This is a genomic window from Thermopolyspora flexuosa, assembly GCF_006716785.1.
GTDB lineage: Bacteria > Actinomycetota > Actinomycetes > Streptosporangiales > Streptosporangiaceae > Thermopolyspora > Thermopolyspora flexuosa.
Window position 1 is genome coordinate 3,000,958 of the sequence record NZ_VFPQ01000001.1, and the last position, 23,384, is coordinate 3,024,341.

General features: G+C 73.0%; 20 protein-coding genes. 10 read left to right on the plus strand and 10 right to left on the minus strand.

What is annotated here, in order from left to right:
- Positions 1 to 20: 20 nt before the first annotated feature.
- Positions 21 to 779, minus strand: a complete 759-nt coding sequence (locus FHX40_RS12695) for a DeoR/GlpR family DNA-binding transcription regulator (protein ID WP_142259796.1) — start codon at positions 777 to 779, stop codon at positions 21 to 23.
- A 133-nt stretch (positions 780 to 912) separates the two neighbouring features.
- Here FHX40_RS12695 and FHX40_RS12700 point away from each other — a divergent pair, with 133 nt between their 5' ends.
- The 3 genes from FHX40_RS12700 to FHX40_RS12710 all read left to right on the plus strand — a co-directional run bounded on the left by FHX40_RS12700 (position 913) and on the right by FHX40_RS12710 (position 4,982).
- Positions 913 to 2,241 (plus strand): carbohydrate kinase family protein, encoded by a 1,329-nt coding sequence (locus FHX40_RS12700; RefSeq protein WP_229788269.1) that lies wholly within the window; start codon positions 913 to 915, stop codon positions 2,239 to 2,241.
- 195 nt (positions 2,242 to 2,436) lie between these two features.
- Positions 2,437 to 2,778: a hypothetical protein gene (locus FHX40_RS12705; protein WP_170198818.1), complete on the plus strand. Its 342-nt coding sequence runs from the start codon at positions 2,437 to 2,439 to the stop codon at positions 2,776 to 2,778.
- 182 nt (positions 2,779 to 2,960) lie between these two features.
- The gene (locus FHX40_RS12710) at positions 2,961 to 4,982 is read left to right on the plus strand and encodes a hypothetical protein (RefSeq protein WP_142259798.1); all 2,022 of its coding nucleotides are present in this window, start codon (positions 2,961 to 2,963) and stop codon (positions 4,980 to 4,982) included.
- 15 nt (positions 4,983 to 4,997) lie between these two features.
- On the opposite strand, the gene FHX40_RS12715 is transcribed toward FHX40_RS12710, so the two are convergent.
- Positions 4,998 to 5,408 carry a hypothetical protein gene (locus FHX40_RS12715; protein ID WP_142259799.1) on the minus strand — a complete coding sequence of 137 codons (411 nt, stop codon included), beginning with the start codon at positions 5,406 to 5,408 and terminating at the stop codon, positions 4,998 to 5,000.
- 699 nt (positions 5,409 to 6,107) lie between these two features.
- Here FHX40_RS12715 and FHX40_RS12720 point away from each other — a divergent pair.
- Together FHX40_RS12720 and FHX40_RS12725 are read left to right on the plus strand one after the other, a co-directional pair.
- Positions 6,108 to 6,695 carry a hypothetical protein gene (locus FHX40_RS12720; RefSeq protein WP_142259800.1) on the plus strand — a complete coding sequence of 196 codons (588 nt, stop codon included), beginning with the start codon at positions 6,108 to 6,110 and terminating at the stop codon, positions 6,693 to 6,695.
- A gap of 128 nt (positions 6,696 to 6,823) precedes the next feature.
- Complete coding sequence (locus tag FHX40_RS12725) at positions 6,824 to 7,216, plus strand: hypothetical protein (RefSeq protein WP_142259801.1); 393 nt, start codon at positions 6,824 to 6,826, stop codon at positions 7,214 to 7,216.
- A 101-nt stretch (positions 7,217 to 7,317) separates the two neighbouring features.
- Here the strand turns inward: FHX40_RS12725 and FHX40_RS12730 are convergent, their stop codons facing one another.
- Positions 7,318 to 7,983, minus strand: coding sequence for a TetR/AcrR family transcriptional regulator (locus FHX40_RS12730; RefSeq protein WP_170198819.1), 666 nt, complete (start codon positions 7,981 to 7,983; stop codon positions 7,318 to 7,320).
- Between the two features lie 113 nt (positions 7,984 to 8,096).
- Between FHX40_RS12730 and FHX40_RS12735 the strand changes: the two genes are divergently transcribed.
- Entirely contained in the window at positions 8,097 to 9,467 is a 1,371-nt protein-coding gene (locus FHX40_RS12735) for an MFS transporter (RefSeq protein ID WP_170198820.1), read from the plus strand.
- A 124-nt stretch (positions 9,468 to 9,591) separates the two neighbouring features.
- Here the strand turns inward: FHX40_RS12735 and FHX40_RS12740 are convergent, their stop codons facing one another.
- The 3 genes from FHX40_RS12740 to FHX40_RS12750 form a co-directional block, all read right to left on the minus strand.
- Positions 9,592 to 11,472, minus strand: a complete 1,881-nt coding sequence (locus FHX40_RS12740) for a propionyl-CoA synthetase (protein ID WP_142259804.1) — start codon at positions 11,470 to 11,472, stop codon at positions 9,592 to 9,594.
- A gap of 270 nt (positions 11,473 to 11,742) precedes the next feature.
- Positions 11,743 to 12,243 (minus strand): hypothetical protein, encoded by a 501-nt coding sequence (locus FHX40_RS12745; RefSeq protein ID WP_142259805.1) that lies wholly within the window; start codon positions 12,241 to 12,243, stop codon positions 11,743 to 11,745.
- Positions 12,244 to 12,440: 197 nt separating this feature from the next.
- Positions 12,441 to 13,073 (minus strand): DUF4142 domain-containing protein, encoded by a 633-nt coding sequence (locus tag FHX40_RS12750; RefSeq protein WP_211350251.1) that lies wholly within the window; start codon positions 13,071 to 13,073, stop codon positions 12,441 to 12,443.
- Positions 13,074 to 13,502: 429 nt separating this feature from the next.
- Here FHX40_RS12750 and FHX40_RS12755 point away from each other — a divergent pair, with 429 nt between their 5' ends.
- Both FHX40_RS12755 and FHX40_RS12760 read left to right on the plus strand, forming a co-directional pair.
- Positions 13,503 to 14,054: a sigma-70 family RNA polymerase sigma factor gene (locus tag FHX40_RS12755; RefSeq protein WP_229788272.1), complete on the plus strand. Its 552-nt coding sequence runs from the start codon at positions 13,503 to 13,505 to the stop codon at positions 14,052 to 14,054.
- Between the two features lies 1 nt (position 14,055).
- Positions 14,056 to 14,733 carry an anti-sigma factor family protein gene (locus tag FHX40_RS12760; RefSeq protein ID WP_142259807.1) on the plus strand — a complete coding sequence of 226 codons (678 nt, stop codon included), beginning with the start codon at positions 14,056 to 14,058 and terminating at the stop codon, positions 14,731 to 14,733.
- 109 nt (positions 14,734 to 14,842) lie between these two features.
- On the opposite strand, the gene FHX40_RS12765 is transcribed toward FHX40_RS12760, so the two are convergent.
- On the minus strand, positions 14,843 to 15,613 hold the full coding sequence (locus tag FHX40_RS12765) for a hypothetical protein (RefSeq protein WP_142259808.1): 771 nt from the start codon (positions 15,611 to 15,613) through the stop codon (positions 14,843 to 14,845).
- Between the two features lie 353 nt (positions 15,614 to 15,966).
- Positions 15,967 to 17,943: a bifunctional copper resistance protein CopD/cytochrome c oxidase assembly protein gene (locus tag FHX40_RS12770; RefSeq protein WP_142259809.1), complete on the minus strand. Its 1,977-nt coding sequence runs from the start codon at positions 17,941 to 17,943 to the stop codon at positions 15,967 to 15,969.
- Positions 17,944 to 18,166: 223 nt separating this feature from the next.
- On the opposite strand from FHX40_RS12770, the gene FHX40_RS12775 reads away from it, so the two are divergent.
- Entirely contained in the window at positions 18,167 to 19,918 is a 1,752-nt protein-coding gene (locus FHX40_RS12775) for a bis-aminopropyl spermidine synthase family protein (RefSeq protein ID WP_142259810.1), read from the plus strand.
- Positions 19,919 to 20,384: 466 nt separating this feature from the next.
- Here the strand turns inward: FHX40_RS12775 and FHX40_RS12780 are convergent, their stop codons facing one another.
- The gene (locus FHX40_RS12780; protein ID WP_142259811.1) at positions 20,385 to 21,554 is read right to left on the minus strand and encodes a TIGR03118 family protein; all 1,170 of its coding nucleotides are present in this window, start codon (positions 21,552 to 21,554) and stop codon (positions 20,385 to 20,387) included.
- Positions 21,555 to 21,740: 186 nt separating this feature from the next.
- The gene (locus tag FHX40_RS12785) at positions 21,741 to 22,829 is read right to left on the minus strand and encodes a phosphotransferase enzyme family protein (RefSeq protein ID WP_229788275.1); all 1,089 of its coding nucleotides are present in this window, start codon (positions 22,827 to 22,829) and stop codon (positions 21,741 to 21,743) included.
- A gap of 152 nt (positions 22,830 to 22,981) precedes the next feature.
- On the opposite strand from FHX40_RS12785, the gene FHX40_RS12790 reads away from it, so the two are divergent.
- Positions 22,982 to 23,374, plus strand: coding sequence for a GlcG/HbpS family heme-binding protein (locus FHX40_RS12790; protein ID WP_142259812.1), 393 nt, complete (start codon positions 22,982 to 22,984; stop codon positions 23,372 to 23,374).
- Positions 23,375 to 23,384: the final 10 nt, after the last annotated feature.

A 23,384-nucleotide genomic window follows, 5' to 3' on the forward strand; every position in this document is an offset into this window, starting at 1 on the left:
CTGGTGGCCCGCCGTACCGGTCACGCGAACAGGACCTCGGCTCCGGCGGCGCGGCAGGCGTCGAGGGTCGCCTCGTCCGCGCCCTCGTTGGTGACGATCACGTCGATCTCCTCGGGCCCGCACACCCGCAGCGCGCCCGAGCCGGGGAACTTGTTCCGGTCGACGAGCAGGACCGTCTCCCGCGCCGCGTTGATCATGGCGCGCTTCACCGGCACCTCGGCGAGCGTGGTGTCGACGAGCTGCCCGTCCGGCCGTACCCCGCTCGCGCCGAGGAAGACGCGGTCGGCGCACACCTGGCGGAGCGCCTCCTCGGTGAGCACGCCGACGAGCGAGTGGTAGGCGCGGCGGACCATGCCGCCGAGCAGCAGCAGCTCCACCGTGTCGTCGCCGCGCAGCACGTCGAGCACGGCGAGGCTGGAGGTGACCACGGTGACCCGGCGGCCCCGCAGGTGGCGGGCGAGGCGCATGGTGGTGGTGCCGATGTCGAGCAGGACCACGTCGCCGTCGCGCACGAGCCCGGCGGCGCGCGCGGCCACGGCCTCCTTGTCCTTCTCGTCGACGCCCGCCACCGCCGAGAACGGCAGCGCCAGATCGGCGTCCACGTCGGCGAGCGCCCCGCCGCGGACCCGCCGCAGCGTGCCGTCGCGGTCGAGCACCTCCAGGTCGCGGCGGATCGTGGACGGGCTCACACCGAGCTGCCGGGCCAGGTCGCTGACGCTGGTCGCACCGGCCTGGCGGACCCGGCGCATGATCTCGGCATGCCGTTGGTGCTGGAGCACGTGCGCATCCTACATTCATATCCGCGCAGAAACGAGCAGCATAGAGCAAACGTGATCACGATCGACTTGCTATCGCGCCGGGAGACCGTGCAGGATTGCGCACGTCTCGCTCTGCCGAGGAGGACCCAAGCCGGTGTATGCACAGGCGTACGACCCACTCGCCGATCTGCGAACCCCCGACGCACCGGAGTTCGACGTCTTCCTCGCGGGCACGGTTTTCCTCGACATCGTGTTCACCGGGCTGCCCCACATGCCCGCGGCCGGGACCGAGGTGTGGGCCGAGGGCATGGGCTCGTGCCCGGGCGGCATCGCGAACCTCGCCATCGCGACGAGCCGGCTCGGGCTGCGCACCTCGCTCGCGGCCGCGTTCGGTGACGACGACTACGGCGACTTCTGCTGGCGCACGCTCGCCGAGCAGGAGCACGTGGACCTGTCGCGGTCGCGGCGGTTCGAGCACTGGCATTCGCCGGTGACGGTCTCGATGGCCGTGGACCGCGACCGGTGCATGGTGACGCACGGGCACCCGCCGCCGATGCCGACCTCGGAAATGATCGGCACGCCCCCGCGCTCCCGCGCCGTGATCGTGGCGCTGTCGCTGGAGGAGCCGCTCGGCGCGCCCGGCCCGGACGGCTCGTGCGGGTGGGCCGAGCTCGCCCGCCGCCAGGGCGCGCTGATCTTCGCCGACGTGGGCTGGGACCCCTCCGGCACCTGGTCGCCCACGCTGCTCGACCAGCTCGCCTACTGCCACGCGTTCATGCCGAACGCGGTCGAGGCGATGGCGTACACCGGCACCGACAGCCCGCGCGACGCGCTGTACGCGCTCGCCGACCGGGTGCCGCTCGCCGTGGTCACCGACGGGCCGAACGGCGCGATGGCCATCGACTCGAGCACCGGCGAGGAGGCGTACGTGCCCGCGCCCCGGGTGACCGCGCTCGACCCGACCGGGGCCGGTGACGTGTTCGGCGCGGGCATCGTGCTCGGCACCCTGTGCGGCTGGCCGCTCACCGACCGGCTCGCGTTCGCCGAGCTGTGCGCGGCGCTCGCGGTGCAGGAGTTCGGCGGCTCGCTCGCCGCGCCCGGCTGGGGCGACATCGCGGACTGGTGGCACGAGGTGCGCGCCGCGGCCGGCCGGGGACGGGCGTACAACGACCTGCTGGCCCGCCGGTACGCGTTCCTCGACCGGCTCGTGCCGACCGTGCCGGTGGGCGCGGTACGGCGCGCCGCCGCCACCATCGCCCGCAACGCCGACGTCGGCAAGGCCGCGCAGCCGCCGGAGCCGCCCGGCGCGAAGCCCTCCGGTACGGCGGAGGCCGCGAACCCCGGCGGCGACGCCGCAGGCGCGCCTGCCACGGACGGCACGGCCGCGGCAGCCGGCACGGGTGACGCGAGCCCGCAGCCCGAGGCACCGACGGGGGCACCGTCCGGTTCGCCGGGGCCCCGCCCCACGCCTCCGTCCGCATAGACGTACCACCACCCCTCGGCCGACCTCGCGGCGGGCGCAGGCGATGCGTACCACCCCACGGCCGCGGCACGCCGACCTGTCACCCACCGCCCCGATTATTGCACGATCGGTAATGAAGAGGTAACGTTCCGTCATCGCGACCGGCGAACCGGACCACCTCCCGGTTCCAGCGGCAGAAGAGAGGAGCGCGACTACGTGAGGAACACCTCGAGGATCGGCATCCCGGCCCTCGCCGCTGCGGCCTGCCTGGCGGGTGCGGCCCTCGTCACCGGGGCACCGGCGAGCGCCGCGCCCGCGGCGGCTGCCGTTGCCGCGGCACCGCAGGGGAACGCCCCGAGCTGCGTGGTGGTCTGGCAGCGGATCGGCAATGTCACCAAGACCGGCTACGCACGGAACGACTGCAGCCGCACGCTGCGCCTGAAGATCGTATGGGCGCACGGCGCTGACGGGTCCTGCCACACGGTCCGTCCCGGAGGAACGATCAGCAGCAAGGTCCCACGCGGCCCGCGCACCTTCGACGGCGCGAGCCTCTGCTGACCCGGTTCATCCGCCCGTCGTCGGTCGTCGCGTGGCGGCGACCGGCGGCCGTGCGTCGCCCGCCCTCCCGTCCGACATTTCCGCCCTTGCCATTCCTTCTGGGCGCAACGGGGCGGGAACGTACGGTCGGCGGGTTAAGGTGATGGCCCGATCGCCGACCGCCGCCGGAGGGGGTGGATCGCATGGGCTCGCCCGTTCCTCCGGGGACCGGGCCGCTGTCACCGGACTTCTCCGGGCTCGACCCGGAGCAGATGGAGCGGTTCATCGCCGAGCTGGACCGCGGACGCGGCGTGATCGGCGAGAACCTCGAGGCGATCCGGCGCGAGCTCGCCGCGGTCGGGATCTTTCCACCCCAGCTCAACCGGATCGCGGAGCTCGCCCGGTGGATCGACGAACAGCTGCCGGATCTGCGGCGACGCGCGCGGCTGGCGCGGGAGACGGCCAAGTGGCCCGGATGGGCACCCGTGCTCACCGGCCTCGTGGCCTACGACGAGAAACGCATCCTCCCCGCCGCCGAGGCGCAACGGCTCGGCCGCGCACTCGCCGAGCGGTACAACCGCATCGACCCGGACCCGCCGCTCGGCTTCGCCCCCGGCCTGGATGAGGAGCTGCGGCGGATCGTGGCCGAGCTGCGGGAACACGCGCTCGACCCGGACTTCGCGGCGGCGTTCTTCGGCGCCCTCGGCCCGCGCCGTACCGTGGAGCTCCCGCGGCGGCTCCGGCTCGGCCTGCCGTCCGGCGACGAGGCGAAGGCGATCGAGACGGTCAGCATCGCGTTCGGCTCGGCGGTGGCCGGTGCGGCGACCTCGCCCGGATTCCGGGCGGTGGACGAGGCGGTACGGCGGCGCCGCGACGACCACGAGGAACGCCAGGCGATCGGCGACCTGCTGTCCGCGGGCCGGTTCCCCACCGAATGGCTCGCCAAGGTCGCGTTCACCCAGGTGCTGGCGTACGGCTCGCGCGACCCCGCCGCCACGCTCACCCCCTACCTGAACGCCCTCGCCAAGGATCCGGCCGCGGCCCGGCTGGCGCTCGCACTCCCCACCAGGGAGATCGCCCTGTTTCCCGCCCTGCCCCTCACCCCGTTCGGAACGAGCCGATCCGACTCCCGCCCCGACCTCGCCACCTACCTGCGGTGGCTCACCACCCGGGTGGGCCGGGACGCAGAAGCGGCCGACGCGTTCGGCCGCGTGCTCGCGGCCGCCTCCGGCGCCTACGACGAGGCCGACGGCCGGCACAGCGAGCCCGCCGCACGGTTCGCGTTCACCGTCATCACCAGGGCCGACGAGTGGAAGGTCCCGCCCGCCATGCGCGTCCACCTCGCCGAGATCGCGGGCGCGTACGCGAGCGAGATCGCCGAGGGCGCCGATCTGGGCGACGACAACCAGCTCCAGCCCAGCGCGTTCGGCCCCGTCGCCTCCCGCATCCCCGGCCTCTCCCCCGCCTTCCGGCTCAGCCCCGCGGACACCTACCGCTTCCTCACGACCTTCGCCGCCACCGACACCGACCTCGCCCCCTTCGAGGCCGGCCTGGGCAACCTCGCCCGCCGCCTCGTCGACCACAACGTCCCGCTGCTCCGCCGTACCGGCGATCCCACGCAGCTCAGCGCCGTCTTCGCCGTCCTCGGCAACGTCCGCGGCTTCGAGCTCGCCGCCGCCGAGGCCGTACGCGGCCCGCTGGACGAGCGGAGGGCCGCAGGCGCGGACGCCGTGAGCGTCGGCGGCGGCGCACTGTTCGGCGTCGTCGGCCTCGCGATCCCCGGCGGCATCACCGGCCAGGCACTGTGGACCGCGCTGAGCACGGGCTGGTCGGTCTACGACACCTACAAGCCCGACCCGCCGAAGGGCACGGACCACCTCATGGCGACCGACCGATTGGAAACGCTCGGCCGCAGACACGCCGTGGCCACGGCCCTGCTCCAGGCCGGCTTCCGCCCCCAGGTCTCCCCCGGCGCCTACCAGGCCGCCTGCCCACCCGGCGTGGCCATCGCCGACGACCAGGGCAACCTCCGCCCCTTCGCCGACATCGCGAAATCCGGCGAGCCCGGCCTCCAGGCCCTCGACCGCTGGTTCATCGCGAACGGCCTGGGCGGCACGGACAAGCTGGCGCTCGGCGAGATCGCCAACAACGCCGCCAGCCGGTTCGACGGCCAGAAGCAGGTCGCGCAGTTAAGAGCGAGAAGTCTCGGCGACCGGAAACCCTGATCACGGCCCCGACGTTCACGACGTCGGCAGGCACTCGGTCTCCCCACGTACGACGTACAGGCCGTACCCTGGGGATTCGAATATGAGAATGGTCTTCGTGGTCTTGTTGACCACCCGTATCGGCTGTCCTTGCGCGTCCGCCGAGATCAACTCGTAGGGGGCGACGGCCTTGAGCGAACCGAGCATCAGCGTGTTGAGGGCCTCTGGGTCGGTGTGATTCGCGAGATCACGGCCGGTGGCCGCGAAAGTCTGCCGTGCCGCATCTTCCCCGCACGAGATGTTCTTTCCGCCCGGGTCGGTGATCGTGACGTCCTGCGCGTTTCGTTCCTTCAGCAGCGCCAGGATATGGCTCTTGAGCGCCCTACCCGCCTCGTCGACCGTGGGACCGTCGGCTGAGCACGCGGCAAGCAGCAGGACAACGACCACGGGTGCGACCCGACGTGCCCACGTTGTCCTGCTTTGACCCGCCATCGCCCGCTTGCGCCTTCCCATCCAGCCCAACAAAAGTCAGATTTCCCCTGCAGCGCTCGCCCTCATCATGGCAACGAGAGCCACCGAACCCAAGCCGATTGCCGAATACATTTGGCGACCGCCGGATGTCTCAGGTCAGCATGACGACATAACGCACAAATGACCAATTTTGGGGCCAGTGGGCCACGCTGTCGGTTGTCAACCGGAACGGGCCATCACCTTCACGAGGGACGAGATCGGTCGCCTCGTCCACCCTAAGGAATACGGAGGCACACAAGGAATGCGGAAGGTGCCCACCGGCCTTCCTGATCACGCGCGGCCTGCCCGTTGCTCAGGACGATCACCCGGAGGCGTAGGTGATCGGAGAGAGCGGTCTCGACCCCGATCAATGCCACCAGGGCTTCCGAGTGCTTACCACGGGTGGACGGGGGCCTCTCTGAGCGGAGCGCGGGCGGCTCACCGGCTCGTTATGGGCAGGGCGACGCATGGTCCGGACGCGCCGCCGGACTGACGCGGGCGGTGATGCGCGGCAGGTGCTGTTCGCTTTCGGCGTTGCCCTTTTTCACCGGCTCGGGCGGGCCAATTCGGTTGAATGGAACGGCCGGGTCGGTACGCCGTGCCGTACCGATCCGGTCCGGCCGTCGGGAGGACGATGTGAGCGAGCACCAAGCCTTCTGGATCGACCACGAGTACGACCGGGAGCACGCACCCGACGGAACGAGCCGGTACGACGCACACGTCCGAGCCAACATCGACGAGTTCGCCGGAGCGTGGGGCGACATCGCACCGGTCGCCTTCGCCTGCACCGCCTGGCGGCTCGCCACGACACCGTCGCTGTCCCCCGGCTTCGTACGGTGGCACCGGCGGGTGCTCGACGCGATCTGCGTACGCAACGGCTGGGACGGCACGCTCACCGTCCAAGCCCACCTGGTCTCGCCGCGGCCGGCCGCGCTCACGTGGTCACGGGACTGGTGGCGGGACCGCGGATGGCAGGACTGGCCGGAGATCTTCGGGCAGTTCGTCGACCCGACCGACCAGGACGTGGCGAAGGTCCCCTACCTGCGGACCACGCTCCGCATCGACGCCCCGGTCCCCTTGGACGACCTGCCCGCCGCACCGGACGGGCCCGACGAGGACGTCGAGGGTACGGCCCGGCGCGCCGTGATCGTGCTGGTACGAGAGCTGAACGACCTCATCTCCCCGATCATCCGCCAACTGGAGACATTCCCCGGCCGTTCCTGAACCCGTGTCCTCGTCTCGCCCGCGGATCGCCGGGTCGACGGGCGGTGAGTTCCGTCGCGATCGGCGGTCATCACGGATGACAGGCGCGGTGGGTGAATGCCAGACGCGAGCGGCCGTGACGGGTGGAGATGATCGCGATGGATGACGGCTCTCTCCCACCGCATTTCCTGGGCGCTGGGCTGCCGGCCTCGTTTCGGCGGCGGATCGTCACCATCGGACCGCACGGGCACCGGCGCTACGACGAGTCGGAGTGGCGGGACGCGATCGTCGTGGTCGGGCGAGGGCACGTCGACGTGCTCTGTTCGGACGAGTCCGTGCTTCGCTTCGGGGAAGGGGATGTGCTGTGCCTCGCCGGGCTGCCGGTCCGCGTCCTGTGCAACCCCGGGGCGGATGACACGGTGCTGGTCGCCATCCGGAGACGGCGGCGGGGCGTCCGGAGACCGCCCGGGCTCGTCGTCGAGCTGATCACGAGATTTCTGGCACGGGTTCCGCACCGCATTCTCCGGCCACGGCGTCGATGAGGATGGTCCGATCCGCGTCCCCGACGCGGTACCGCCGACGTGCACGTCGTCTCGCAGCGACCGACATGACCGAGAAAGCCGCCGTCCCGGGCGGGCGCGCCTCAGGCAGACGGCGAACCGGACCGGCCCGCGTCATGGTCGGGCTGATCAGCCACAGGGGCCGGGGCGACGAAGGTGCCGCAGAAGACCGCGGCGAGGTGCCTGGCGAGGCGGTCGACGGGCCAGCGGCACTGGTCGAGCAGGGTCTCGATGACCTCGAAGGAGGTGAGGGCGAGCATCATGTCGGCGGCGGTGTCGACCGTCCAGGGGGGCGCCAGGCGCCCCTCGTCGTGGAGGCGCTCCGCGATGCGGCGGCAGGCGGCGTGACGGGCGCGCGTCGCCTCCTCCCAGTGCTGGGCGGCGTCGGGGTCGGTACGGCTCACGCGCTGGATGGCCCGGACGATCGGCATGATGCGGGGCAGTATCGAGACCATGCAGCGGGCCCACTCGTCGAGCATGGTGAGGGCGTCGGGGGCCTCCCAGACCGGGCGCAGCACCACGTCGAGGCCGCCGGCGCCCTTCAGGTCCTCCACCAGGCCGTTGATGAGGCTCGCGCGGGACGGGAAGTGCAGGTAGACGGCTCGCCGGCTGACACCGGCGCGCTCGGCCACCGCGGCCATCGTCAGCGCCTCGACACCGCCCTCGTCGATCAGCTCCCGGGCCGCCTGGAGCAGCGCGGCCACGGTACGGCGGCTGCGGGCGTTCTGCGGTGCGCCGATGGATGCCACGACACCCCCATGAACTACACAGTGCGTGTAGTTCCAACTTGCCGGAACTTCACCCTGTGTGTAGCTTATCGAACTGCACACGCTGTGAAGTTTCGGCTTGGTCGGGAGATGTCGTGCCCGAGAGGAACCGCTGGAGCGTCGTCGTCGGACTCGGGCTGGTGGTGTTCATGGCCACGCTCGACGCCACCGCCGTCGCGATCGCACTGCCCGCGATCGAGCGCGGGTACGGGGTCACGACCACCGTCACCGAGTGGGTCGTGCTGGGCTACCTCCTGCCGCTGATCGCGGTCAGCCTGCCGGCGGGACGGTGGCTCGACGGGGTCGGCCTGCGCGGTGCGCACGTGTTCGCGACCGCCGGGTTCGGGCTGAGCAGCCTCGCGGCCGGGCTCGCCCCCGGGATCGGGTGGCTGGTGGCGGCCCGGGCCGTACAGGGAACGTTCGCCGGAATCCTGTTCGCCCTCGGCCCGATGATCGCGACCCGGGTGGTGCGGCCCGAGGCACGTGGCCGGGCGGTGGGCGTGATCACCTCGCTCGGCCCGCTCGGCGCGGTGAGCGGCCCCGTCCTGGGCGGGCTGATCGTCGACGGGCTCGGCTGGCCGTGGATCTTCTACCTCAACCTGCCGGTCTGTCTCGCCGTCATCCTCATCGGATGGGCCGGGCTGTCCCCGGACCGGCCGCTCGTGCCACCCGGGCGTACGCTGCTCGCCGAGGCCGTCGTGCTGGGCGCGGCCCTCGTCGCCGGCATGCTGGCGCTGTCCCTCGCGGCCGGGCGGCACCCGGCCTGGCTCCTCCTCGCCCTCGCCGCCGTGCCGCCGCTGATCGTGTGGGCGAGGATGGAGGGAAGCCGCGGCACCCGCGCGCTGATCCGCGCCCCGGGGGTGGCGGGGCCGCTGGTCACCGTGATGCTGATCTCGATGGCGGCCGCCGCCGTCGAGTTCACGGTCTCGTTCCACCTGCAGCGGGTGGCGGGGCTCGGCCCTTCGGCTGCCGGGATGACCCTGCTGGCCTTTCCCGCGGGCATGGTCCCGGCCGGGCTGCTCGCGGGGCTGCTGGTGGACCGGTGGAGCGCGGCCGGCACGGCCCGGCTCGGCGCGCTCGTCCTCGCCGCCGGTCTCGCCCTGCTGGTCCCGCTCGACGCGACATGGTCTCCGGCCGAGGTGCTCTGGCGGCTCGGCATCGCCGGGTGCGGGGTCGGCCTCACCAACGGCCCCGCGGTCACCCTGGTGATGACCCGTGCCGCCGGAGACCTGCTCGGCACGGCCGGGGCCGCCCAGAGCCTCGCCCGGCAGCTCGGCTTCGCCGTCGCCCCGGCCCTGGTCACCACCGTCTGGGCCGGGTACGGCTACGCCCCCGCCGGGCTGCGGGCCGCGATGCTGCCCGTCACGGCCGCGGCGGTGCTCGCGCTGGTCGCCCTGGCCCGGTCCCGCACCGCCCGCCCGGCGGAGGACGACCTCGCGGCACGGCCCTCCGCGGCGGACGCCTGACCGCGCCCGCCACGGTCACCCCGCGAGGAGGCGGCGGCCGGGCGATCCGCCCGGCCGGAGCCCGGAACGGCCCGCCGTACCCGCGCGGACCGTTCCGGGTGAGGAGTCCGATGCCCCGGCGGGGTCACTCCGCCGGGCGCAGGATCGGGCGGAGGTTCTCCAGGACGGCGGGGTCCTCGATGGTGGACGGGACGGGCTCGTCGCGTCCGTCGGCGATGGCGCGCATCGACTTGCGCAGGATCTTGCCCGATCGGGTCTTGGGCAGCGCCGGGACGACGTCGACGTGCTTGAACGAGGCGACCGGGCCGATCTCGGCGCGGACCGCGGCCACCAGTTCCTCGCGCAGCCGGTCCTCGTCGACGTCGGCGCCCGCCTTGAGCACCACGAGGCCGCGCGGCACCTGGCCCTTAAGAGAATCGTGTACGCCGATGACCGCGCACTCGGCGACCGCGGGGTGGGCGGCGAGCACCGCCTCCATCGCGCCGGTGGAGAGGCGGTGGCCGGCGACGTTGATCACGTCGTCGGTGCGGCCCATGACGAAGAGGTAGCCGTCCTCGTCGATGTAGCCGCCGTCGCCGGTGAGGTAGTAGCCGTCGTAGCGGGAGAGGTAGCCGCCCACGTAGCGGTCGTCGTCGCCCCAGAGCGTGGGGAGCGTGCCGGGCGGCAGCGGCAGCCGGATGCAGATCGCGCCCTCCGTGCCGGGCGGCACCTCGTTGCCCTCCTCGTCGAGCACCCGCACGTCGTAGCCGGGCACGGGCACGGTCGGCGAGCCGGGCTTGATCGGCATCGGCTCGAGGCCGCGCAGGTTGGCCGCGATGGGCCAGCCGGTCTCGGTCTGCCACCAGTGGTCGACCACCGGCACGCCGAGCACGTCGCTCGCCCAGTGGTAGGTCTCCGGGTCGAGCCGCTCGCCGGCGAGGAACAGGGCCGTGAAGCACGACAGGTCGTACCCGGCGAGCAGCTTCGCCTCGGGGTCGGCGCGCTTGATCGCGCGCAGCGCGGTCGGGGCGGTGAACAGGGCCTTGGCCCGGTGCTCGGAGATCACCCGCCAGAACGCGCCCGCGTCCGGGGTGCCGACCGGCTTGCCCTCGTACAGCACGGTGGTGGCGCCGATGAGCAGCGGGCCGTACACGATGTAGGAGTGGCCGACCACCCAGCCGACGTCGGAGGCGGTCCACCACACGTCGCCGGGGCCGATGTCGTAGATGTTGCGCATCGACCAGGCGAGCGCGACCGCGTGGCCGCCGTTGTCCCGCACCACGCCCTTCGGCCTGCCGGTGGTGCCGGAGGTGTAGAGGATGTACAGCGGGTCGGTGGCGGCGACCGGCACGCACTCGGCCGGGGCGGCGTCCCGCAGCGCCTCCTCCCAGTCGACGTCGCGCTCGCCCATCGCGGCGCGGGCCTGCTCGCGCTGGAACACCACGACGCGCTCGACCTGGTGGGAGGCGATGGCGAGCGCCTCGTCCACGATCGGCTTGTACTCGACGATCCGGGTCGGCTCGATGCCGCAGGAGGCGCACAGCAGCACCTTGGGCTTGGCGTCGTCGATCCGTACGGCGAGCTCCCTGGGCGCGAAGCCGCCGAACACCACCGAGTGCACCGCGCCGATCCGCGCGCAGGCGAGCATCGCGATCACGGCCTGCGGGATCATCGGCATGTAGATCACGACGCGGTCGCCGGTGCCGACGCCGAGGCCGCGGAGCACACCGGCGAACCTCGCCACCTCGTCCCGCAGCTCGGCGTAGCTGAAGGTGGCCTTCACCCCGGTGTACGCCGAGTCGTGGATGAGCGCGGCTCGCTCCCCGTTGCCCGCGGCGACGTGCCGGTCGAGCGCGTTGTGGCAGGTGTTGAGCGTGGCGTCGGGGAACCAGCGGTAGAACGGCGGGCGGCTGTCGTCGAGTGCCCGGGCCGGCGGCTTCTCCCAGTCGATCGCCGCGGCCGCCTCCAGCCAGAACCCCTCGGGGTCGGCAAGGCTTCTGCGGTAGGTGTCCTGATACGCGCCCACGTGTGCTCCCTCGGACCCGGCGCGACGCGACGCGGCGTGGCGGGCGCTCGGCGCCTTCGCCTGCCGCCGGACCTCGTCGCTGACCTGACGTTTCTCCCGCCGTCATAACCGGGGATCGGGCCGTTGTCCATGAATCGGCCGTCCGGAATCGGTCAACGGCGGCGGTGATCGGTGAACGGCGGCGGTGGTGAGGCCGGCGGCGGGTGCCGGGCCGTGAGCGGCACGGGTGGGCTCGATCGGGGCTCCGGCCCGGGGGAGGTCGCCGGGCCGTCAGTGGCCGCCGTGGGAGTCGGCGTTGCGGAGCTCGCCGTCGTGCGCCATCACGTGCTCGCCCTGGATGGTGCCGCCGATCTTCGCCTGCAGCTCGGGCAGCAGGGACTCGGGGGCGACGCCGATGGCCCACTGGTTGCCGACGAGCACCGATCCCCAGCCCTGCTCCTCGGCGGCCCAGGCGCGCATGCTCGTGATGTCCGGGAACACGTTGAGGAAGTAGCGCTGCTTGCCGGCGTTGCAGTAGCCGGAGGTGATGTCGGCGCCCTTGATCTGGATCTTCGGCTTGCCGCAGCCGATCGCCTCGGCGAGCTCCTCGATCGTGTACACCTTCGGCTCCGGGATCGCGGCCGCGGCCGCCTGGGTGGCGTTGTGCCCCTCGTGGGCGGCGTGCGAGCCCTCGTCTCCGCCGCAGGCGGCGACGGCGAGGGGCAGCGCGAACAGCGGCGCGAGAAACCGGACACGCTTGGCGACGAGGCCGGGCTGGGGTCGAAGACTCATCGACGTGTTCTCCTCCGCGATGCGGGTGGGGGGAATCTGCTCGGAGGTACGCAAAGGTCACGGGTCGGGTTCACGCGGGCGGGCGAACCGGCCCGGAAACGCGGCGTGGGCGGCCCGTGCCTCCACGGGCCGCCCACGCGGCGGAGTCCGTGCCGTGCCGTCCCGAGCCGGTCAGCCGAGGCCGTGCCGTACGGCGGTCACTTGGCCGGGGCCGGCGGCTGCGGGAGCTGGCTGTGGTCGACGAGACCGGTGCTCTCCAGCAGGCGCATGTGCTTGAGCACGAAGCTGTTGGCGGTCTCGGCGAACGCCCGGATCTGGTCGTTGCGGGTGCCGGCGCGCACCTGGGCGATGGTGGCGAAGACGTTGCCGTGGGCGAGGCGCAGCCGGTTGGCGAAGACCCGGTCGAACTCCTCGCCGGGCGCCGCCGCGGTCTCCTCGGCGAGCCACTGCTTCTGGCTCTCGCTCGGCTCGCTCGGCAGCACCACGCCGAGCTGGGCGGCGAGCGCCAGCACCTGCTCGTCGAGCTTCTGGTGGTCGGCGGCGAGGATCCGGCCGACCTCCTTGACCTTCTGGTTGTTCGACTTGGTCTGCGCCATGTTGCCGGAGGGGATCTCCCACAGACCGGCCTGCCGGATCTTGAACAGGAAGTCCTGGTCGGCGGTGGTGAGCGGGCCCGAGGCGGTCTGCTTGATCACCTCGGGTTCCCCGCCCGCCGCCCCGCTCGCGGGGGCCGCCTTGGGCAGGATCACGATGATCGCGACCGTGGCGACGACGAGAAACGCGGCGACCAGCAGCAGCTCGACCGCCTTTATCCGATTCGTGCCGTCCACGAGTAACCACCTCCGCTATAGCCGCTGTCGGCGCCGGTGCCCCGCCCGTGGCGGCGGGCCCGGCCCCGCGGGTGTCGTACGCCCTCCGGCCCCGGCCGAAAAATCCGCGCCGGACGTTGAGACGTTCCGGCCGTCGGTGCGTATCACTGGTCGAGTCCGTCGGCGGCCCGCACCGCCGAGGGGGACGCGGCGACCGGAGGGGCGCCGCCCGGGTGCGGGCCCGCCGACGGGGGACGCGTCCCGGCACCGGCCGGGGCGTCGTTCGCGACGCCGCACCACGGTCACCTCCCTCACGCGGAGTGGGCCGTGTCGGAGTGAGCTACGAAGGGGGACCGATGACGGTTCAAGCAAACCGTTGGAAATTTTTGACGCAACCAGTGTTGCGGATTTTATGTATGTGACACTCGAGTTGCTGGCACTATGTGGGGCGTGCAGCGCTACCGCAGCATCAGCCCCCAGGGGCGGACCGCCGACAAGGACCCCGAAGAGCAGCTGATCACCGCGCTCTACCAGGAGTTCCGCGGCCCCCTGCTTCGCAACGTACGCAGACTCACCGGCGGTGACCTGCAGTGGGCGGAGGACGTCGTGCAGGAGACGATCTTCCGCGCCTGGAAGAACGCCGGCAAGCTCAACCGTGAGCCCGGGCTCCTGTGGGCCTGGCTCATGACCGTGGCCAGGCGTATCGTCATCGATGGACGGCGCCGCCGCAGCGCGCGGCCGCCGGAGGTCGAAGCCGACGGCCTGGACAACGCATGGGTTCCGGACGCCTCCGACTCGACGTTGTCGTCGATCGTGGTCTCCGACGCCCTGCTCTCGCTTTCCGAGGAGCACCGTGAGGCGCTCATGCAAACATATTTGAAGGATCGGACCATCAACGAGGCGGCGGAGATCCTCGGCGTGCCCCCGGGCACGGTGAAGTCCCGCGTCTACTACGCTCTCCGGGCGCTGCGTGCCGCGTTGAAAGAGAGAGGGATGCCCTGACATGTACTCCCCTCCTCAATTCGATCCTCACTACGAGGTAGCGGCCTACGCCCTGGGCATCCTCGACCCGGCGGACTCCGAGGCCTTCGAAGCACACCTCGTCGACTGCATGGAATGTCAGGCCGAGCTGCTCGAGCTCCACGAGGTCCCGGCGGCGCTCGACCTGATCAAGGGTGGTCCGGTGGACGCGGTCGCCGCCGCGCCCCAGCCGCGGCGGGGAGGCGAGGCGGCCGTCGCCTCGCTCCTCGACCGGGTGGCCAAGCGGCGGCGCAGGCGCACCCGGACGCTGTGGCTCGCGGTCGCCGCCGCGGTGGTGGTGACCGCCGTCACCCCGGTCGCGGTGCGGCAGTTCTGGCCCGAGCCGGGCGGCCAGACCGTGGCGCAGACGTTCCGGGCCGCGAGCCGGAACGTCCAGGCCTCCATCTCGCTCACCCCCAAGGAGTGGGGCACCGAGGTCTCCTTCGAGCTCACCGGCGTGAAGGGGCCGCTGCAGTGCACCCTCGTCGCGGTCTCCACCTCGGGTGAGACCGAGACCGTGGCGAGCTGGAAGGTCAACGCGGGCGAGGCCGACGAGCCGCTGCGGATCACCGGCGCCACGTCGTTCGAGAAGTCGGCGATCAAGCGCTTCGAGTTCCGCACCAACAACGGACCCGATCTGCTGGAGGTCCCGGCCTCCTGAGGACTGTGGGCTCCGCGCCGCCCGCACCTTCCGGGCCGCGGCGGAGCCGTACCCGAAGCCCCCGGGTCCCGGTCACGGCGCCACGCGCCCGGCCGGGGCCTGCGGGGCTTCAGCGTCTCACCTCGTTCCTGCCGCGGCGGCGCACCTCCCGGCGCAGCGACGCCCAGAACTCGGCGTCGATCGCGCCGTCCGCGGCGAGGTCGCCGATGAGGTCGGTCCTGGCCTTGGTCTTGGGGGCGCCGAGGCTCGGCCGTACCTGGACCGGGCCGGCGCGGCGCTCCAGCGCGGAGCCGGTGCGGAAGGTCGCGACCAGCCGGATGACGAGCCCGAGGCCGACGAGCACGAGACAGGCCGAGTAGCTGAGGATCACCCACAGCGCGGCGGGCCGGCCCGCGGTGAGGCCGTGCACGATCGCGATCGGCCAGCACAGGTACGCCATGCTGTGGGCGAAGCGCCACATCCAGGGCTGGCCCCGGGTGGCGAACTTGGCCCGGAACACCCCGGTGAGGGTGATGGCGAGCCAGCTCAGCGCCGCGATGGTCCCCAGGTCGACCGCGACCCGGTCGGACGAGAAGGGCAGGAACGCGTTGACGAACGCGGCCTTGCCCATGGCCACCTTGAGGATGACGTGGGTGCCGAGGAAGGCGAGGCCGGCCATCGTGATCATCCGGTGGGCGATCTGCAGCAGGATGCGCAGCCGGATCGTGAGCACGAGGCGGTCGGTGGCGGCGAGTCCCACCATGACCGTCAGGCTCAGCGCGATGAGGGCGAACGGCCCGGAGTAGAACTCGAGGAAGTCGCGCACCGCGACCAGGAACGCGATGCCCTGCAGGATGATGCCGACGACCAGCACGGCGGCCGCCGACGCCCCGATCAGCACGAGCGGTCTGCTCCTGTGACGCGGGGCGAACGCTTGTCGCATCTCCTTCATCCCGTCCTCGCGAGAGAGGGGACCGGCTGTGGGGGGTGCCTGCCGTTGAGGACCTGGAACCAGCGCACCAATGACACTAACGCCACTTCGCTATCTCTGGTACTGGATAGTTCCAAGTGACAAGGTTTTCACGCTTGCGCATGGTTCAGCATCCCCCGCCGGGTGAGGCGACGGGAATCATGAGGCAGGCTCATGAGAGTGTAACGGCACCGCCCTCGTCGCCCCGCGCCCACGACTTCCGTCGCCACCCAAGAATGGGATGAATGCGACAAACTTACTTAATTTCGCATCAACCTGAAAAGCTAGTTGTTTGCCCCGCTCTCCCGTTTCCGTTCGCGCAGCCAGAACAGGAACAGCACCACAAGGAAGATCATCAAGGCGCCGATGCCGCCGATCAGCGCGCCGACACGCTGGTCGGCGGCGAGCGCGAGGGTCTCGGCGGCCCGTCCGCCGCCCGCCGCCCCCTCCGGTGACCCCCACATCAGCCCGAGCTGGAAGTACCAGCCCTCCCCCACGACCGGCCCGTCCATGAGCGCCGCGGCGAGCAGCAGGTGCACCGGCAGCCCGGCGATGAGCAGCCGCAGCCGGTTCCCCGGCTCCAGCGGTACGGCGGGCGGGTCGGCCTCGAGCACGAGCCGGAAGTAGCAGAAGCCGACGCCGAGGAAGAGGGCCACGGTCGCCACGTGGCAGGCGTAGCTCCACTGCGCCAGGACGAACCAGTCGGTGAAGTAGAACAGCGGCACCGGCAGCGCGTACGCGACGAACCCCGCCGCCGGGTGGGTGAGCCACCGCCCCGCGCCCTCCGGCCGGGCCAGGCCGAGGACGGTACGGCCGAGCGTGATCGGCGCGGCCGCGGCGAGCAGCAGCGGCGCGGCCACGGTGATCGCGAGGAACTGGATCGCGTGCACCGAGAACATCACCCGGCCGTACGCGCCGACGCCGCTCAGCAGCACGAACGCGAGCACACCGAGCCCGCCGTACCAGCACAGCGCGCGGCGCGCCGGCCAGGCCGTGCCGGACCGCCGCAGCCGGCGCACCCCGGCGGCGTACAGCAGCCCGGCCCCGGCGAGCGTGAGCAGCAGGAACAGGTCGGGCCGCACCTCGGTGAGCAGCCTGGCACCCTGTAGCGGCGGCACGTGGTAGCCGAGCTGCAGCGCGATCCACGACGTCTCGGCGTCGTCCGCGGGCGGCGGGGTGCGGGACAGCGCCACGGCGAGCCCGATCGTGCCCGCCATGACGACGAGCTCCCCGGTGGCCAGCCGGAGGAACGGCCGCCGGGTACGGCCGGCCGTGACCGCGGCGACGGTGCGCCGCCGGTGCATCAGGCCGAACCAGCCGAGCGCCGCGAGCAGCACCACCTTGGCGATCACGAGCTGGCCGTACCGCGAGGTCCACAGCAGGGAGAGGTCCTCCAGCCGGGCGGCGATGTTCACCAGCCCGGAGGCCCCGGCGGCGACGAAGCAGCCGAGCGCGAGCGCGCTGAACCGGGTGAGCGCGGCGGGCAGGATCTCCCGGGCGTCGCGCAGGTGGAGCAGGATCGCGGCGAGGCCGCCGACCCACGCGGCCACCCCCACCCCGTGGACGATCATGCTCGACACCGCCAGGTCGTGGTCGGCGGCCGAGGCGGAGTGCCCGGCGTACAGCGGGGGCACGAGCGCGACGAGCGCCGCGAGGAGCGCCACGGCCGCGCCGCGCAGCCGGGTGACGCGGCCGCACGCGAGCGCGATCGCCATCGCGAGCAGCACGACCATCACCGTCGCCCGCATCTGCGCGAACGACGCGGCCAGCTCGACCAGGCCCTCCTGGCCGGCGAGCTCGCCGAGCGGCACCCCGAGGATGTCGGCGAGGGTGAGCACGAGCAGCAGCGCGGCGCAGGCGGCCCAGCCCAGCGCCCACCGGCCCGCCGCGCGCACGCAGCGCACCGCGACCGGCGCGAGGCGTACCGAGCGGGCGGGCACGAGCACCGCGGCGGCGAGCAGCGTGCCCGCGGTCATCACCCCGCAGGCGTCGAGCAGCAGCCGCACCACCGGGAGCGACCAGGTGACCAGCGGCCCCGCCGTGGGCAGGTCCACGATCGCGCGCGGCGGTCCGCTCAGCCCGAACAGCAGGGCCGCCACCAGCACCCCGGCCCCGCAGGCGAGCGTGGCCAGGGCCCACAGCGCGATCCGGGGCCGCCCGCCGGCCTCACCGGGGGACGCGCCCGCGGCGCGGGCCGGCACCGGCCCCTCGTCCGCGACGTGGACGCCGGCCCGCTCGGCCGGGGAAACCTTCGACACCATCACACCTCCAACGCACCGCCGCCCTCGCCGGGGCGTCACCGGTGGATACGCGGCGAAGGCCGGTTCCGGCACAGCCGGAATCCGCGGCCCGGTACGGCACGGCGCGACCGGCCCGGCGCTGATAAAGTGACGCGTCCTGTCCGGCACGCCGCCGCCACGGCGCGCGCGGGCCGTGCGCGCAGATCTTCGCCCGATCCGTACGTCCAGCCCGGGGGGAGCCCGCATGCAGGATGACCGGCCGACGCCCGACGACCCGCTCGCCGCGGTCGCGCAGGTGATCGCGGGCTTCGGTGTCGGCGGGCGGCCGCTGCGGGAGGCGGTGGCGCGGCTCACCGAGCACGAGCACACCCTGGCGGCGCTCGTCCGCGACACGGGGCTGTCCCGCCGGACCGTCGAGGAGCTGCTCGCCGCGATCGGCCCCGACCTGGTCCGCACCGGCGGCGCGGAGCCCGCGTTCACGATCGCGCCCGGCAGGCGCGCCGCCTACCGCGCGCTGTGCCGGTACGACCACCTCGCCGCGACCCGGCCCGCGGACCCGCTCGCCGCGCGCATGGCCGCGTCGGCCGAGCTGGTCGCCCGCATGGCCGAGCTGGTCGCGGCCGCGCCGGTGGCGCGCAAGGCCCTCGACCACGTCGCCGCGACCCCGGAGACCACGGTGCGCCGCGCGCTCTGGCTGGAGGCGACCTTCGACCTCGCCGGGCGGCGCCTGCTGTGCGTCGGCGACCACGACCTCACCTCGCTCGCGGCCTGCCAGGTCGTGCCGGACCTCGCCGTCACCGTGGTCGACATCGACGAGCGCATCCTCGAGTTCATCGACCGCCAGGCGGCCCGGCTCGGCCTCGCCATCCGCTGCCTCTGGGCCGACCTGCGGTTCGGCCTGCCCGCGGGCGCGGCCGAGAGCTCCGACCTGGTCGTCACCGACCCGCCGTACACCCCGGAGGGGGTGCGGCTGTTCCTCGCCCGGGGCCTCGCCGGGCTGCGCGACCGGGAGAACGGCAGGCTCGTCATGGCCTACGGGTACGGCGAGCGGCATCCCGCGCTCGGCCTGAAGGTGCAGCGCGCGGCCCAGGACCTTCACCTCGCCTGCGAGGCGATGCTGCCGGACTTCAACCGCTACGTCGGGGCGCAGGCGATCGGCTCGACCAGCGACATGTACGTGTTCCGGCCCACGGCGAGGACCTGGCCGCTGCTCGAGGAACGTCCCGGCGCGGCCCGCACCCGGATCTACACGCACGGGCCGCAGTCCCTCGAGGCGTCCGGCGCCCGGCTCGACGACGCCGTGATCGACGCCCTGGTGGCCGCCGCGTCCCCCGCCCCGGGCGAGGACGCGAACCCCGGTACGGCACGGCCGGACGCGCCGCCCGCGGTGACCGCGGTGACCGGCCCGGGCCTGCCCGCCGGCCACCCCGCGCTCGCCGGCGCCACCCGGCTCGACCTCGGTACCCTGCTCACCGAGGGCGCGCCCGGCAGGACCCTGTCCCGGCCGGACGCGACCGTCGCCGCGGACCTGACCGAGGACCCCGGCCCCTGGCTGCTGCGGGTGCTGCTCGCGGTGAACGCCGCCCGGCTCGCCCTGCTCGTGCCGAACAACCACCCCGACCTGGCGAACGCCGAGGGCCAGCGCACCCTCGCCGACCTCGTCGGCGCCAAGTACACGCTGCGGTTCCGCCGCAGCACCCCGACCCCGAGGCTCGCGATCGTCGAGGCGACCGCGGTCCGCCCCGGCCCGGCCGACCCCGCCGCGCCGCTCCGGCACGGCCTGCTCACCCGGGCGCACGGCAGGCTCGGCAACGTCTGGCGCGAGGCGCTGATCCGGGCCGCCCGCGACGCCCGGGGCCTGACCCTCACCCGGAACCAGGCCCGCGCCGCGGTCGAGAGGCTCACACCGGACCCGGACCTGCTCGCCCTCCGCCTCGTCGAGCTCCCCCGCCACCGGATCCGCGAGCTGCTCGCCACCCCGTTCCCCGACCTGTGAGCCGCCCCGCCCGCCGGGTACGGCGCGGCGGGACGGCGTGCGGACGGCATGCGGACGGCATGGCGGGCGGGCCCGACGGCTCTGCCGCCCCTCTCGGGCCCGCCCGCACCGGTGCCGGTGACGCGTGATGCGAAATGGTCCCTTATGTCGCCTTCGGCATCCCTCCTCGCGTTATTCCGCCCTTGACCGGTCGGCTCTTTCGGAACGGCCGCACGGCCGTTCCATCCGGCCCCGCCCGCAGCATGCGACACATTCGGGAAATCGTTTCGGCAGCGCGTTTCACATCAGGTCCGGGCCGGGATCCGCGGGTATTTCGCCAGTCGTTTCCGGACGGTCCTGGAAATGTTTTCCGGCGCCGGTCCGGAGTACCGGCACGAGGGTCCCTCGTCACTCTGCGTAGCCGGTGGCCCGTTGCCGGTCCGGCCTGCGGGGGCGCGTGGCCGGACCGGGGCGGCGGTGCGCCGGATCAGTAACCGCCGCCCGAGGAGCCCGAGCCGCTCCCGCTCGTGGAGGTCGTGCCGCTCCCGCCCGCCGGGTCGCCCTTGCGCGCCGGGCGGATGATGCCGAGCAGCCCGTGCTGCGCCTTCTGGATGCCGGCCGAGTACCACACCGCGTCCTCACCGCCGAGCCGGGCGGAGCCGCGCTCCAGGTCCCACAGGCCCTCGATCGCGACCGGCCTGCCGTTCGGCAGGCGCAGCGTGCCGAGGTGACGCCCGGTGCGCGGGTGGAAGGCGTTGATCCGCCCGTCGCCGAAGTTGCCGATGAGCAGGGCGTTCGAGAAGCTGCCGAACCGCTTCGGGGCGAGGATCATCGCCCACGGGGCGTTGAGGTGGCCGCGGCTCACCATGCGGCGCAGGAACCGCCCCGACGCGCTGAACGCGCTGACGAAGCCCTTGCCCCTGCCCGCGACCGACTTGCCGGTCCGCGGGTCGCGCAGGGCGTAGGCGACCATCACCACGTCGCCGACGACCTCGACGTTGTAGGCGTGGTAGTTCTTGGGCAGCAGCGGGTCGCGGAACGCGCGGCGCCCCAGCTTGAGCTTCTGGAAGTCGGCGTCGAAGACGTCGATGCGGTTGTTCGCGAAGTCCGCGGCGAGCAGGAAGTTGCCGCGGTTGGTCTCCATCAGGGCGAGGCCCTTGTAGTCGGCGTGCCGGGTGAACGCCGCGATGATCGCGTTCTTCGGGTCGGCCTCGGGGGTGAACGCGCTGATCACGCCGGCGGCGCTGGCGAAGATGTGGGTCGCCGGGCCCTTGCCCGCCGGGCCCTGGACGACGAAGTCGTCGGTGGGGTTGATGACCTGGCCGGTCGGGCGGCCGCCGGGGACCGCGACCTCGACCTGCTCCTTCTTGATCGTGCCCACGCCGCCGGTGTAGAGCGTGACGGTGCCGCTGCCGGCGTTCGTGACCGACAGCGACTTGCCGAGGGAGATGCCCCAGGGGTTGACGAGCTTGGGATCGGTGAGCTTGGTCTTGCCCGATATGTCCGATACAAGGGGAATCTCGGCGTAGCGGGTCACGGGCGTCGTGCTCGTCGCCGACCCGCCGCTCGTGCCTCCCGTTGTCGCGTGCGCAGGGACCGTGCCGGTGATGCCCAGGACGAGTGCCGCAGCGCAGAGCGTGACGATGCGTGGCCGCATCTGGCCTCCTGTCTCGTCGGCATGCGCTTTTTCAGTTCGCACGAGAGGGTGCACATGCGCGTGGTTTCGGTGCTCCGCGCGAACCTCTTACGCCGCGAGATACGCCACCGCCCGCGGAGTGGTTCAGCCCGATTCCCAGAGAATTCTCAGAAACATTCTCCGGCCGCCGCGGCACCGGCCGCCGGGTTATCGGAGCGCACCGCACAGATAACGCTCGGCGAGTTCACACGTCCCCGCCGTGTACCCGGCGCCGAGCTCGCGGGCGATGTCGACGCCGGTATGGGTGCCGATCCAGGCGACCAGCAGCAGCCGGCGGAACAGGATGAACGTCCAGATCTCCGCCTCCTCCTCGCGGCTCAGCTCGTGCACCGAGCGGTAGCCGCGCACCCAGGAGTCGATCATCTCCGGCACCAGGGGGTGGTGCTCGATGAAGCTGAGCGCGGCGGCGAGGTCGTACAGGTACCAGCCGAACCCGCAGTCGTCGAAGTCGATCACCGCGACCGGGGCGTCCCCGGCGGTGGGGTCGCCGTCCACGAGGAGGTTGGCGAGCCGCAGGTCGGCGTGGATGAGCCCGTACCGGTCGGGCCCGCGGCCGTAGCGGGCGAGCCGCTCGCGGAGCACGGCGTCGAGCCGGGAGAGCACCGCGTGGGCCTCGCGGTCCACGCCGACCCCGTCCTGCCACCGGCCCCAGCGGGCCACCGAGCCGAGCGCGGCGTCGTAGTCCCAGTGGAACCGGGTGAAGCCGGGCGGGCGCCGCCAGGCGCGGGCGTGCAGGTGCATGCGCGCGGTGATCGCGCCGAGCGACGCGAAGCCCGCGACCAGCCACTCCTCGGGCGGCTCGGCCCCGGGCAGGAACTCGAACATGACGCAGTGCCGTACCCCGCCGTCCGCGTCCGGGTCGGGCACGCTCACCACCCGGGAGCCGTCGCGGGCGGGAAGCACCGCCGGGGTGCGCACCCCGGCGTCCCGGCGCAGCGCCTCCAGCCAGGCGAGCTCGGACTCGATCGCCGCGCGCGAGTGGTAGCCGAGCCGGTGCACCCGCAGCACCGCGCTCCCCGCCCCACGGCCGCCCGAGCCGTTCCCCGGGCGCAGGCCGTCCACCCGGAAGGTGGCGTTCTCCGAGACGTTGAGCAGGCTCACCCGGGCGTCGGACGGAGCCCCGTAGCGGGCGAGCGCACGCCGCGCCACCCGCTCGACGCGGGCGAGCACCTCGCGCCGCGACAGGTCGTGCTCCCGCGTCGTCTCCAGGCCGCCGATCGGGTCGCGCCCCGCCACACCGCCTCCTTCGCTCCGGGTCCGCCGCCTGCGGACGCTCGCGGGCGAGCAGCCTAGTACCCGCGCCCGGGGAAGATCGGCGGCGGTACGGGAGGGGCGGCTCGCCGGGCGGGCCGCCCTCGTGGCAGTCTTCGCGGTATGGCGGTCGCCCAATGAACCTCGAGCTCGCCCTGCGGATGTGCGAGGTCGCCGTGCGGGAGGCGCGTCGCCTCGGCGCCCTCGTGTCCGTGGCGGTGGTGGACGGCGGCGGGCACCTGGTCGCCTTCCAGCGCATGGACGGGGCCGGCATCGCGGGCCCCGAGCTCGCGCCCGCCAAGGCGTACACGGCGGTGGCGCTGCGCCGGGACACCGCCGAGCTCGCCCCTCTGGCCGTGCCCGGCGGCGAGCTGTACGGCCTGCCGCCGCGCTTCGCCTGCCTGCCCGGCGGCGTGCCGCTGTGGGACGCCGACACCGTGGTGGGCGGTGTCGGCGTCAGCGGCGGCTCCCCGGAGCAGGATGTCGCCTGCGCCCGGCTCGCCGCCTCGCTCTGGGAGGATCTGCGGTGACGACCGCCCC

Bases quoted from the DNA above. Each gene is read 5' to 3' on its own strand.
- FHX40_RS12745 (WP_142259805.1), bottom strand. From the start codon at position 12,243: ATGAGTCTTCGACCCCAGCCCGGCCTCGTCGCCAAGCGTGTCCGGTTT.
- FHX40_RS12760 (WP_142259807.1), top strand. From the start codon at position 14,056: ATGTACTCCCCTCCTCAATTCGATCCTCACTACGAGGTAGCGGCCTAC.
- FHX40_RS12790 (WP_142259812.1), top strand. From the start codon at position 22,982: ATGAACCTCGAGCTCGCCCTGCGGATGTGCGAGGTCGCCGTGCGGGAG.
- FHX40_RS12710 (WP_142259798.1), top strand. From the start codon at position 2,961: ATGGGCTCGCCCGTTCCTCCGGGGACCGGGCCGCTGTCACCGGACTTC.
- FHX40_RS12775 (WP_142259810.1), top strand. From the start codon at position 18,167: ATGCAGGATGACCGGCCGACGCCCGACGACCCGCTCGCCGCGGTCGCG.
- FHX40_RS12725 (WP_142259801.1), top strand. From the start codon at position 6,824: ATGATCGCGATGGATGACGGCTCTCTCCCACCGCATTTCCTGGGCGCT.
- FHX40_RS12770 (WP_142259809.1), bottom strand. From the start codon at position 17,943: ATGGTGTCGAAGGTTTCCCCGGCCGAGCGGGCCGGCGTCCACGTCGCG.
- FHX40_RS12780 (WP_142259811.1), bottom strand. From the start codon at position 21,554: ATGCGGCCACGCATCGTCACGCTCTGCGCTGCGGCACTCGTCCTGGGC.